Consider the following 12,471-nt stretch of genomic DNA (forward strand, 5'->3'; position numbering starts at 1 on the left):
GGACGTGCTTCCTGTCATCGCCTGATCACCCTCCTCGGAGAGCCCCACGCGATGCGCCCTGCCCGTTCGTCACTGTTGAATCTTTGGTCTGTCTGCGCGGCATTCGCGCTCGTCTCGCCTGCAGTCCAGGCGCAAGAGAAAACACTGCGCATCGCGATGACCGCGGCCGACATCCCTCGCACACTCGGTCAACCCGACCAGGGCTTCGAAGGCAACCGCTTCACCGGCATCCCGATCTACGACGCGTTGACGCAGTGGGATCTCTCCAAGGCCGACGCACCGAGCGTGCTGATCCCGGGCCTGTCCACCTCGTGGGCGGTCGATGCAAAAGACAAGACCAAGTGGGTCTTCAAGCTGCGCCCCGGCGTGAAGTTCCATGACGGCTCGGCCTTCAATGCCGACGCTGTCGTGTGGAACGTGCAGAAGGTGCTCGACAAGGAAGCGCCCCACTTCGATGCGAGCCAGGTCGGTGTCACCGCCTCGCGCATGCCCACACTGCGCTCGGCCCGCAAGATCGATGAGCTGACGGTCGAGCTGACGACGAGCGAGCCCGACGCCTTCTTGCCGATCAACCTCACCAACCTCTTCATGGCCTCGCCCACGCAGTGGGCCGCCAAGCTGCAGGCCGTGCCGGCCAGCGTGACGGTGCCGGCCGAACGTGCCAAGGCTGCGTGGACCGCCTTCGCCGCCGACCCCTCGGGCTCGGGCCCATTCAAGGTCACGCGTTTTCTCGCCCGCGAGCGCCTCGAGCTGGCTGCCAACAAGACTTACTGGGATGCCAAGCGCGTGCCGAAGATCGACAAGGTCGTGCTGCTGCCCATGCCCGAAGCCAATGCCCGCACCGCCGCGCTGCTCGGCGGCCAGGTCGACTGGATCGAAGCGCCGTCGCCAGACGCCGTGCCGCAGATCACGCAGCGCGGCTTCAAGATCTACACCAACGCACAGCCGCACGTGTGGCCGTGGCAACTTTCCTTCGTCGACGGCTCACCGTGGCTCGACAAGCGCGTGCGCCAGGCGGCCAACCTGTGCGTCGACCGCGGCGGCATGAAGCAGCTGCTGGGCGGCATGATGGCCGAGCCCAAGGGCACCGTGCCACCCGGCCACCCGTGGTGGGGCAACCCGAAGTTCGACATCCGCTACGACGTGAAGGCCGCGCAGGCGCTGATGACGCAGGCCGGCTTCTCGGCGGCCAAGCCGCTCAAGGTCAAGGTGCAGATCTCGGCCTCGGGCTCGGGGCAGATGCAGCCGCTGCCGATGAACGAGTTCGCGCAGCAATCGCTCAAGCAGTGCTTCTTCGACGTCGACTTCGACGTCATCGAATGGAACACGCTCTTCACCAACTGGCGCAAGGGCGCGAAGGACCCGTCCGCCAATGGCGCGAGCGCCGTCAACATCAGCTTCGCCGCGATGGACCCGTTCTTCGCGATGGTGCGTTTCGTGAGCACCAAGGCCTACCCGCCCGTGTCCAACAACTGGGGCTACTACGGCAACGCCGAGGTCGACAAACTGGTGGCCGATGCGCGCAACAGCTTCGACGACAAGGCGCGCGATGCAGCGCTCGCCAAGCTGCACGCCCACATCGTCGAAGACGCGCCCTTCGTCTGGATCGCGCATGACGTCGGCCCGCGCGCGCTCTCGCCCAAAGTGAAGAACGTCGTTCAACCTCGCAGCTGGTTCATCGACATCGCCACGATGACGATGGACTGAAATCCATTGCTTGGGACGTGTGAAGCACCTGCTGCTTCACACACTAAGGCCGACAACCGATGCTCCTCTACCTGCTGCGCCGCGTGCTGTATGCGCTGCCGATCATGTTCGGCGTGGCGCTGGTGTGCTTCGCGCTCATCCACATCGCACCGGGCGACCCGCTGGTGTCCATCTTGCCGCCCGATGCGTCGGCCGACTTGCAGGCACAGCTGCGCGAGCTGTATGGCTTCAATCGCTCGCTGCCCGAGCAGTTCGCGATGTGGGTGTGGCGCGCGCTGCATGGCGATCTGGGCGTCTCGATCGCGAGCAACCGCGCGGTTGCGGGCGAGGTGTTCACCGCCGTCGGCAACACCCTGCGGCTGGCGATGGTGGCCACAGTGATCGGCTTCGTGCTGGGCTGCCTGTTCGGCTTCGTCGCCGGCTACTTCCGCGGCTCGTGGATCGACCGCGCGGCATCGCTCGTGTCGGTGCTGGGCGTCAGCGTGCCGCACTACTGGCTCGGCATGGTGATGGTCATCGTGTTCTCGTCGCAGCTGATGTGGCTGCCGGCCACCGGCGCCGGGCCCGGCGGTTCGGACCACTGGGTCTGGAACTGGGAGCACTTGCAGTACCTGCTGCTGCCGGCGATCACGATGTCGGTGATCCCGATGGGCATCGTCGCGCGCACCGTGCGCGCGCTGGTGGCCGACATCCTCGACCAGGAGTTCATCGTCGGCCTGCGGGCCAAGGGCCTCACCCACCTCGGCGTGTTCCGCCACACGGTGAAAAACGCGGCGCCCACGGCGCTGGCCGTCATGGGCCTGCAGCTCGGCTACCTGCTCGGTGGCTCAATCCTGATCGAGACGGTGTTCTCCTGGCCGGGCACCGGCTTCCTGCTCAACTCAGCCATCTTTCAGCGCGACCTGCCGCTGCTGCAGGGCACAATCCTCGTGCTGGCCCTGTTCTTCGTCGTACTCAACCTGCTGGTCGACGTGCTGCAGACGCTGCTCGACCCGCGCATCGCGCGTGACTGAGGCGAACCGATGACCAGCATCACCGCAACCATCAAGGCAACCGAGCCCGCGCAGCGTTCGCGCGGCTACTGGGCCTCGGTCTGGCAGCGCTTCACGCATGACCCGGTGGCAATGGGCGCAGCACTCGTCGTGCTCGTGCTGATCGCCTTCGCGCTGTTTGGCCACTCGATCGCGCCGGCCGATCCGTACCAATCGTCGATGCTGAAGCGCTTGAAGCCCATCGGCACGCCCGGCTTTCCGCTCGGTGCGGACGAGCTCGGCCGCGACATGCTGTCGCGCCTGATCGTCGGTGCACGCCTGTCGCTCTTCATCGGCATCACGCCGGTGCTGTGCGCATTCGTGCTGGGCACGCTGATCGGCCTGGTGGCCGGCTATGCGGGCGGCCTGGTCAACACACTGATCATGCGGGTCATCGACGTGTTCTACGCCTTCCCGTCCGTGCTGCTGGCGATCGCGCTGTCAGGCACGCTGGGTGCGGGCGTGGTCAATTCGCTGATCTCGCTCACCATCGTGTTCATCCCGCAGATCGCGCGCGTGGCCGAGAGCGTGACCACGCAGGTGCGCAACCGCGACTACGTGGAGGCCGCGCGGGCTTCGGGCGCCAATGCCTTCACGATCGTGCGGGTGCACGTGCTGGGCAATGTGCTCGGGCCGATCTTCGTGTATGCCACCAGCCTCATCGCGGTGTCGATGATCCTCGCGTCGGGCCTGTCCTTCCTCGGCCTCGGCGTCAAACCGCCGGAGCCCGAGTGGGGGCTGATGCTCAACACGCTGCGCACCGCCATCTACGTGCAGCCCTGGGTTGCCGCGCTGCCCGGCGCGATGATCTTCATCACCGCGATCTCGTTCAACCTGCTCTCCGATGGCCTGCGCTCAGCCATGGACAACAAGTCATGACGAGCCTCGACATCGGCGGCCCCGCTCAGCCCCTGCTGACCATCACCGGGCTCACCAAGCACTTCCCGCTCAAGCGCGACCCGCTCGGCCGTGGCGGCGGTTCCGTGCGTGCCGTCGACGGCGTGGACTTCGAGGTGCTGAAAGGCGAGACGCTGGGTGTCGTCGGCGAATCCGGCTGCGGCAAGTCGACCACCGCGCGCCTGCTGATGCACCTGATCGAGCCGACGCGTGGCGAGGTGGTGTTCGACGGCTGCACCGTCGGTGGCCGCGACCTGCCGCTGAAGGAGTTCCGCCGCCAGGTGCAGATGGTGTTCCAGGACAGCTACGCCTCGCTGAACCCGCGTTTGACGATCGAAGACTCGGTGGCCTTTGGCCCGCAGGTGCACGGCCTGGCACGCGGTGCCGCGGTGGCGAGGGCGCGCGACCTGCTGGCGCGCGTCGGGCTGGAGCCCGCGCGCTTCGCCGAGCGCTACCCGCACGAGTTGTCAGGCGGGCAGCGGCAGCGCGTCAACATCGCCCGTGCACTGGCCCTGCAGCCGCGCATGGTGATCCTCGACGAAGCGGTGTCCGCGCTCGACAAATCGGTCGAGGCCCAGGTGATCAACCTGCTACTCGACCTGAAAGCCGAGTTCGGCCTGACCTACCTCTTCATCAGCCATGACCTGAACGTCGTGCGCCACGTCAGCGACCGCGTGATGGTGATGTACCTCGGGCAGGTGGCCGAGCTCGGCCCGTCCGACGCGCTGTTCGACACGCCCGCGCATCCGTACACACAGGCGCTGCTGTCCTCAATGCCCTCGATGGACCCGGACCACCGCACCGAGAAGGCAGCGCTCGCCGGCGACCCGCCCAACCCGATCAACCCGCCCGCCGGCTGCCGCTTTCACCCGCGCTGCGCCCACGCCGCGCCGCTGTGCAGCCAGACGGAGCCGGCGCGCATTGCCAACGGCTCGGCACGCAGCGTGAGCTGCCTGATCCACCAACCCGGCAGCGGCCACCCGCTCGCGCAGCCGAAGGAGGCGGCGGCATGAGCGACATGACAGGCGCAGAGCCGATGGTCCGCCTGCGCGACCTGAGCGTCATCTTCAGCGGCGGGCGCAAGCCGGTGCATGCCGTGAATGGCGTGAGCCTCGACGTGCAGCGTGGCGAGGTGGTCGCGCTGATCGGCGAATCGGGCTCGGGCAAGAGCGTTACGCTGCGCAGCCTGCTGCGCTTGCACCCCGAGCGCCGCACACGCATCGGCGGCACGGTGCAGGTGGCAGGGCGCGACGTGCTGGCCATGTCGGCACGCGAGCTGGCCGACTTTCGCGGCAAGGTCGCGTCGATGATCTTCCAGGAGCCCTTGCTGGCCCTCGACCCGGTGTACACCGTGGGTGCGCAGATCACCGAGTCGATCCGCCGGCACGAGGGCATCTCGGCCAGCGAGGCGCATCAACGCGCGCTCGCGCTCTTCGAGCGCGTCAGCATCCCGAGCCCGGAGCGCCGGCTGACGGCCTACCCGCACGAGATGTCGGGCGGCATGCGCCAGCGCGCCATGATCGCGCTGGCCTTGGCCTGCCGGCCGCAGCTGCTGCTGGCCGACGAACCCACCACGGCGCTCGACGCCACCGTGCAGATCCAGATCCTGCTGCTGCTTCGCGAGCTGCAACGCGACCTCGGCCTGTCGGTGATCTTCGTCACGCACGACCTCGGCGCCGCCGTCGAGGTGGCTGACCGCATCGCGGTGATGTACGCCGGCCGCATCGTCGAAGAAGGTACCGCCCGCGAACTCATCCGCAACCCGCGGCACCCCTACACGCTGGCCCTGCTGAAAAGCCGCACCAGCGGCACACAGGCGCGCGGTACGCGGCTGGAGACCATCGCGGGCTCACCGCCCGATCTGGCGGCACTGCCGCCGGGTTGCGCGTTCGCCGACCGCTGCCCGCAAGCCATCGGTGCGTGCCGTGAGGCGCAACCGGCCGTGGTCGAGGCGGCGGTGAACCACCGCGTGAGGTGCATCCGCATCGAGACGATCGCGCCCGAAGCGGCCTGACGGGTTCGAGCGGTCGACCCGCCTCAGGCCCAGGCTTCGAACACCGCGCCCCGAACCGCTTCGACCGCCACCGGCAACTTCCCAGTCGGTGCCAGCCAGCACAGCCAGGTGTGTGAGCGCCAGCCTTGCCAGATGGCGAGTTCGCCGTTGCGTTCGCCCTGCTGCGCCTGGTCGAGCCGCAGGAGACCGGCACCCAGCCCACTCGCAACCATGCTGCGCATGATGCTTTCGCTGTCGGCCGTCTGCGTCGGCTTGTACTCGCGGCCGATGCTGGCGAACAGGCTGTCGACATGGGCGCGCAGCACACACGAAGCCGGCGTGCCCACCCAGGGCAGGCTGACGAGCGTCTCCAGCGTCAACTCGGGGTTGGCCAGGGCCAGCGGCTTGGGCAAGGTGATGACAAGGTCGACTGCGCCGAGCCGGCGCAGCTCCAGGCCGTCGATGCTTTCACGGTCGCTGAGCGCATAAGCGCAGTCCAGCTCGCCACGCTGTACCGCCGACAGCGTTTCGTACGACAGGCCCTGGCGCAGCTGCAGGCTCACCTGCGGGTGCCGTTCGGCCAGCTTCACCAGCACATCGCCCAGGCGCAGCGCCACCGGGTCGACCACCGTGCCGAAGCGCACCACACCCTGCGCCACGCCACGCAGCTGCTCGGCGGCCGAGCGCATGCGCATGGCCGAGGCCAGCGTGCGCTGGGCCTCGTCGAGCAGGCTGCGGCCGGCGTCGGTCAACACCATGCCGCGCGGCGTGCGCTCGAAGAGCTTGACGCCGAGCTCATCTTCCAGTGCCTTGAGCTGGGCGCTGACAGCCGGCGCACTGGTGAACACCCGCTCGGCTGCGCGCGTCAGGTTGCCTTCCTGTGAGATGGCGACAAAGGTCTTGAGTTGGTAGAGCTCCATGACCCGGATTCTGAGCGCCACGAACGGTGGTGTCCGTTCGCAAAAGCTGAGGCCCCGCTCCAAAGATGCGAATGGCCGGGGCAGCGGCTGGCGCCGATGCTTCAAGGCCTGTTCACCGCCCAATCGGAGCTCGTCATGCCCACCACCAATCCTCGCTCGCTCGGCATCGTCGCGCTGCTGCTTGCCACCTCTGGCTGGGGTGGCATGTTCCTCGTCAGCAAGGGGGTTCTCCACCACGTCGACCCGTTCTGGTTCACGCTCAGCCGCTACACGATCGCCGGCCTGGTGCTGGTTGCCCTGTTGCTGCCGCGCGGCATGGCTCCCTGGCGCAAGCTGCGCACGCACGCCCTGCCGCTCGCGCTGCGCGGGCTCGCCGGCTTCGGCTTCTTCAGCGTGATGCTGCTGATCGGCCTCGCACATTCGGTGCCTTCGCACGGCGCGGTGATCGTCGCGACGGCGCCGATGACCACGCAGCTGCTGCGCTGGGCTCTCGACGGCATCCGCCCGGCGCGTGCCAATGTTCTGACCGCCCTGCTGGCGCTGGCGGGCGTGGCCGTGGTCTCGGGCGTGCTGTCGGACGGCAGTGCCGGCGTGTCGACCTGGCGCGGCGATGCCGTGGCACTGGCCGGCACCATCGGCTGGATTCTGTACACCCGCGGCGCGGCCAGGTTCGCCGAGCTGGACGTGCTCGAGTACACCGCCCTCACCGTGCTGGCCTCGTGGCCGCTGCTCGTCGCCGGTGCCCTTGCGGCCAGCTTGCTGGGCTGGGCCCATGCGCCCGGCCTCGACGGCCTGCAGGCCTCCTGGGAGGCGCTGGCCTACGTCGGCGTGGTGTCGTCGACCTTCTCGGTGCTGGCCTTCAACTACGGCGTGCGCGCGCTGGGCAGCGTTACAGCCACGGCCTTCTTCAACTTCGTGCCGGTGTCGGCGCTCTTGATGAGCATTGCGCTGGGCAAACCACCTACCGCGAACGAGCTGCTGGGTATGGCGATGGTCGTGGCTGGCCTTTTGATTCATACGGCCATCAGCCGCACCGCGCCCGCCCTGCCCCGACTCACGTCAACAATGCCGCCAGTCAGAACTTGCACGAACACCTCATGAGTCAGCTTTTCCAGTCCTGGCAGATCGGCACGCTTCAACTGGCCAACCGCATCGTCATCGCGCCGATGTGCCAATACTCGGCGAACGAAGGAACCGCCAGCGACTGGCACATGATCCACCTGGGCCAGCTCGCGCTTTCGGGCGCCGGCCTGCTGACCTTGGAAGCAACAGCCGTCTCGCCCGAAGGCCGCATCTCCCCGACCGACCTGGGCCTGTACAGCGACGCCAACGAGCAGGGCTTGGCCCGGGTGCTCAGCGCGATAAGGGCTTACTCGCCGATCAAGGTGGCGGTCCAGCTGGCGCATGCAGGCCGCAAGGGATCAAGCCAATCGCCTTGGCATGGCGGCAAGCAGATTCACCCCGACCAACCCGATGGCTGGCACGCCGAGGCACCGTCGGCCGTGCCGCATGCACCGGGCGAAGCCCCGCCGCTGGCGCTCGATGCTGCTGGACTGAAGCGCGTGCGAGACGCCTTTGCGGAGGCAGCACGCAGGTCTGCCCGCCTGGGCTTCGATGGCATCGAGCTTCACACCGCGCACGGCTACCTGCTGCACGAGTTCCTGTCGCCCCTTGCCAACCAGCGTACCGATGCTTACGGGGGCAGCCTCGAGAACCGCATGCGCTTTCCGCTGGAAGTGTTCGAGGCTGTGCGTGAGGCCGTTCCGGGCAACAAGCCGGTGTGGGTTCGCGTCTCGGCGACCGACTGGGTCGAGGGTGGCTGGGACATCGAAAGCACCATCGCCTTCGGCCATGCGCTGAAGGCGCGGGGCTGCGCCGCCATCGATGTGTCGAGCGGCGGTGTGTCGCCACTTCAGGCCATCAAACCCGGCCCCGGCTACCAGGTGCCACTGGCAAAGCGCATAAAAGCCGAGGTGGGCCTGCCAACGATGGCCGTCGGCCTGATCACCGAGCCCGCGCAGGCAGAAGCCATCATCGCCAACGGCGAAGCCGATGCGGTGGCCCTGGCGCGCGCGATGCTGTACGACCCTCGGTGGCCATGGCACGCGGCCGCCGAGTTGGGTGCGCAAGTCGACGCGCCACCGCAGTACTGGCGCTCACAGCCAAGCAGCCATAAAGACCTCTTCAAGAACGCGGTCACCGGCGGTCGATAAGTCGGCCTGGATGTTGTGCGCGTCAGACATCGAAGGCGCCGAATGCAACATCCAGCGACGAGGAAGAACGCGCATTGAGCAGGTAAAAATTGCCGCAAATACGCGCCTGACGAATGCGTCGCCCGGGCACGCGTCGCGTCAGAACTAATGCGGCACACGCAGTGCTCGCCCTGCAAATCCTACGGCTCCAACAAACCCATACATATTCCCCTCGAACGGGCGTAGCCAATGGATTGCACTGCTTGCATGCTGGCGCAAATGTTGCACCGTCATTCGAGGTGCCAAACCAGGGAGGATGTTTGTGATGAATGCTGCGGACTTTGTGGCCGATGCAAGAGCGCCCAGCGAGGCGTCTTCATCCGGGATGCAATGGCGCGAGTCGGCGGCGGTGCGGCTCAACCAGCTGCTCGCCTTGATGTTGCTGGCACTGTTCAGCCCGTTGATTGCACTGATTGCTTTCTTCATCTGGAAGCAAGACGGCGCGCCCGTGTTGTACGCGCACTACCGCGTTGGCAAAAACGGACGGCTGTTTCGCTGCATGAAGTTTCGGTCGATGCTTCGAAACTCCGAACAGGTGTTCGCCGCTCTGTTGCGTGACGACCCTGTCGCACGCGCCGAGTGGGAACGCGACCACAAGCTGACGACGGATCCGCGCATCACCCCCATCGGGCGCTTTCTGCGCAAGAGCAGCCTCGACGAGCTGCCTCAACTGCTCAACGTGCTGCGGGGCGAGATGAGCCTGGTCGGACCGCGGCCGATCACCGTGGCCGAACTCACGCGCTACGGGCGGGTTCGCTGGCACTACCTGAGTGTTCGCCCTGGCCTCACAGGCCTGTGGCAAGTGAGTGGGCGCAACAACACCACCTATGAAGAGCGTGTCGCCCTCGACCAGCGTTATGTCGAGCAACGGTCCCTGTGGCTGGATGCGTGCATTCTCGTGAAGACGGTGCGCGTGGTTCTGCTCCGGGAGGGCGCTTACTGATGTCCCCCGGATCCGGCTTGGCCCTCGAGAAGTCACGATGCGGAGGGGACCTTGCAACGTGACCATCACTGGCCGCTTACGGGCGGCAAGGTATTGCATGTGGTGGGAGACATCACCGACGAGGTGAACAGCTTCCTCGGACCCGCGACCCACGCGCTGGCGCAGTCCGGCATGGACCAGGTCATGGTCGTGGTAGTGGTCGACGAGGTGCGCCACCGCCATACCGTGGCGCATCTTCACCACTCTGTACAGCTGGTGCTCGTGCCTCGGCTGCGCAACCCCCTTCTTCAGGCTCGCGCCATGTTCGAGGCCTGCAGCCGCGTGCTCGCAGGGGTGCAGATGCACGCCGTGCACCTGCACGGCATGCTGCCGTGCCTCGTTGGCGCTTGCGCGGTACGCGCTTCCGGCACCCGGTCACCCATCTTCTATTCCCCTCACGGCTCTCGTTCACTCGGCAGCATGCGCTGGCTGGGTGTGATCGCCATGTTCTTCGCCTGGCCCGTGCTCAGGCCGTCACGCAACGCCGCCATCGTCAACACGCCGCACGAAACACTTGCATTCGACAAGTGGCGATCGGCAGAACTGGTCGAAAGCCCGGTCACCGAGGCTTTTCTGTCTGCCGAACGAAGGGAAGCGCGGCACCCTTTGATCATCACGGGCGGGCGCCTGCAGAGCGGCCGCAGCGTCGAGCTGTTCGCTCAGCTTGCGGTGCTGCTGAGCAGTGAAGACCTGCGCATCAGCTTCAACTGGATCGGCGCGGTTGACCCCGTCTCGCATCGCCGGTTAACGGCTGCAGGCGTCGGCGTCTTCGATGCGAACGATGACACCGAGTGCGCCTCGCGCATGGCCACGAGCTGGATCTATGTCGCACCCGACGCCACCCGCGGCTTCCCGGTGTACCTGGTGCAAGCCATGGCCGCTGGCCTGCCTTGCGTTGCATTCGACTGCCCTCAGCATCGCGAGGTTCTTGTCGACGGAGAAACGGGTTTTCTGTGTTCGTCCGAGCGAGACATGATGGAACGCATCGCCAAGCTCGTCGACAATCCAGCCGAACGCGTTCACATCGGCGAGGCAGCCCGCGCAGCGGCAAAACATCGCTTCGGCGAACTGACCTTCAACGCGAAGCTGTTGGCCGCGTACTCGCTACCAGGCTGAACGCATGGCAATCAGATTCGAAATCAGGGTGGCAAAGATGGCGCGTTGTTTGCGATCGCATTCATTCTTATGCCGATGGGTGCCGACGGCGGCACCCTCTGTCAACACGTCGCGAGCGGAGCTCTCATAAATGTCGTTTTCTCAATTGATCACTGTTCTGCAGGCGCGCTGGCGCCTGGGGCTTTCCATATGGTTCGGCACGGTGGTGCTCGTCCTCTGCGTGAGCTACGCCCTGCTGTTGCTGGCGCCGAAGTACACGGCCACGGCCGCTGTGGTGGTCGACGGCAAGTCCGTCGACCCGATCGCCGGCGCCATCCAGGGCGGCATGGCGCCCGGGTACATGGCGACTGAAGTCGACATTGCGCAAAGCGAGAGGGTGATCCTGCGAGCCATCCAGGCGATGCACCTGACCGAGAACGCCGAATTGCGGCAGAACTGGCTTGAGAGCACGATGGGCCGCGGCAGTTTCGAGGCGTGGCTGGCGAAAGTCATCCTGAAGAAGTACACGGTGCTGCCGTCCCGAGAGTCGAATGCCATGACGCTCTCGTACACCGCCGGGGACCCCGCCTTTGCCGCCGACATGACCAATGCACTCATGCGAGCGTTCATTGCCACGACGCTCGAACTGCGCGTGGAGCCAGCCAAACAATACAACACCTTCTTCGACGAACGCTCGCATCAACTCCGCGCCGCCCTGGAGGCTGCGCAGAACAAGCTCTCGGCGTATCAGCGCGAGAGCGGCCTGCTGGCCACCGACGAACGATTCGACGTGGAGAACGCGCGCCTGGCAGAACTCAGCTCCCTGTTGTTGACCACGCAGACGGCGGCTGCCGAGGCGGGTGGCCGCCAGGCTGAGGCCGGCACGAGCCCCAGGCAGATGCAAGAGGTCGTGAACAGCCAATTGGTCGCCACCTTGTCCACCGACTTGTCGCGCGCACAAGCGCGGCTGCAGGAGTTGCGAACCCGCATTGGCGACAACCACCCATCGGTGATCGAAGCGAAGTCAAGCGTCGCCGAGATCACGCAGCGCCTGGCGGAAGCCACCAATGCCGCCTCTGGCAGCGTGGCGGTGACGAGCAACGTGGCTCGCGGACGGCTCGAACAGGTGAAGCTCGCACTGGAGCAACAGCGCGCCAAAGTGCTGCAGCTGAAGGCTAAGCGTGACGAAGCGTCCGTGCTGCAGCGTGACGTCGAAAACGCCCAGCGCGCCTACGACGCCGTCCTGGCCCGCATCTCCCAGACCGACATGGAAAGCCAGAATCGGCAGACGAACGTGTCGGTGCTGCAGAACGCCACGCAGCCGCCGTTTCCCACCTCACCGAGGCTGCTGCTGAATGGCGCCATCGCCGCCGTGATGGGCGTTCTGCTGGCCGTCGGCGCCATATTGTGGCGTGAGATGTCTGATCGCCGCATGCGCACTGAAGATGACGTGATGCTCGGCTTGAACCAACCGCTTTTGATCGTGCTTCCGCGAGCCGCGGTGGCGGGCCGAGCCGGCGTCTCGCGATTGGCCAAGATCAAGACCCGCGTGCTGAGCGGCGCACCCAGAACCATCGCCAACTGAGGCGCCTTC

At 66.4% G+C, this 12,471-nt stretch carries 11 protein-coding genes; 10 read left to right on the plus strand and 1 reads right to left on the minus strand.

Annotated features, from left to right (window positions below; all coding sequences use genetic code 11):
- Positions 1-156 precede the first annotated feature (156 nt).
- From AC1DYS_RS29250 to AC1DYS_RS29270, 5 genes are read left to right on the plus strand one after another with little or no spacing between them, the layout of a single operon-like run.
- Positions 157-1,707, plus strand: coding sequence for an ABC transporter substrate-binding protein (locus AC1DYS_RS29250; protein WP_477905197.1), 1,551 nt, complete (start codon positions 157-159; stop codon positions 1,705-1,707).
- Positions 1,708-1,766: 59 nt separating this feature from the next.
- Complete coding sequence (locus tag AC1DYS_RS29255; RefSeq protein WP_477905103.1) at positions 1,767-2,720, plus strand: ABC transporter permease; 954 nt, start codon at positions 1,767-1,769, stop codon at positions 2,718-2,720.
- A 9-nt stretch (positions 2,721-2,729) separates the two neighbouring features.
- Positions 2,730-3,617 (plus strand): ABC transporter permease, encoded by an 888-nt coding sequence (locus AC1DYS_RS29260; protein ID WP_477905105.1) that lies wholly within the window; start codon positions 2,730-2,732, stop codon positions 3,615-3,617.
- On the plus strand, positions 3,614-4,648 hold the full coding sequence (locus AC1DYS_RS29265; protein WP_477905107.1) for an ABC transporter ATP-binding protein: 1,035 nt from the start codon (positions 3,614-3,616) through the stop codon (positions 4,646-4,648). The genes AC1DYS_RS29260 and AC1DYS_RS29265 overlap by 4 nt, the downstream gene beginning before the upstream one ends.
- A gap of 23 nt (positions 4,649-4,671) precedes the next feature.
- Complete coding sequence (locus AC1DYS_RS29270) at positions 4,672-5,649, plus strand: ABC transporter ATP-binding protein (RefSeq protein ID WP_477905198.1); 978 nt, start codon at positions 4,672-4,674, stop codon at positions 5,647-5,649.
- Between the two features lie 23 nt (positions 5,650-5,672).
- Here AC1DYS_RS29270 and AC1DYS_RS29275 read toward each other — a convergent pair whose 3' ends face one another.
- On the minus strand, positions 5,673-6,548 hold the full coding sequence (locus AC1DYS_RS29275) for a LysR family transcriptional regulator (protein ID WP_477905109.1): 876 nt from the start codon (positions 6,546-6,548) through the stop codon (positions 5,673-5,675).
- Positions 6,549-6,683: 135 nt separating this feature from the next.
- Between AC1DYS_RS29275 and AC1DYS_RS29280 the strand changes: the two genes are divergently transcribed.
- The 5 genes from AC1DYS_RS29280 (at position 6,684) to epsF (ending at position 12,462) form a co-directional block, all read left to right on the plus strand.
- Positions 6,684-7,649: a DMT family transporter gene (locus AC1DYS_RS29280; protein WP_477905110.1), complete on the plus strand. Its 966-nt coding sequence runs from the start codon at positions 6,684-6,686 to the stop codon at positions 7,647-7,649.
- Positions 7,646-8,761: an NADH:flavin oxidoreductase/NADH oxidase gene (locus tag AC1DYS_RS29285; RefSeq protein WP_477905112.1), complete on the plus strand. Its 1,116-nt coding sequence runs from the start codon at positions 7,646-7,648 to the stop codon at positions 8,759-8,761. Before AC1DYS_RS29280 ends, AC1DYS_RS29285 begins: the two co-directional genes overlap by 4 nt.
- A 304-nt stretch (positions 8,762-9,065) precedes the next feature.
- Entirely contained in the window at positions 9,066-9,743 is a 678-nt protein-coding gene (locus AC1DYS_RS29290) for a sugar transferase (protein ID WP_477905114.1), read from the plus strand.
- A 51-nt stretch (positions 9,744-9,794) separates the two neighbouring features.
- Positions 9,795-10,898 carry a glycosyltransferase gene (locus AC1DYS_RS29295; protein ID WP_477905116.1) on the plus strand — a complete coding sequence of 368 codons (1,104 nt, stop codon included), beginning with the start codon at positions 9,795-9,797 and terminating at the stop codon, positions 10,896-10,898.
- 130 nt (positions 10,899-11,028) lie between these two features.
- Entirely contained in the window at positions 11,029-12,462 is a 1,434-nt protein-coding gene (gene epsF / locus AC1DYS_RS29300; protein WP_477905118.1) for a chain length determinant protein EpsF, read from the plus strand.
- The last annotated feature ends 9 nt before the right edge of the window (positions 12,463-12,471 follow it).

The sequence above is a fragment of the Rhizobacter sp. P2_G4 genome, from assembly GCF_056403575.1.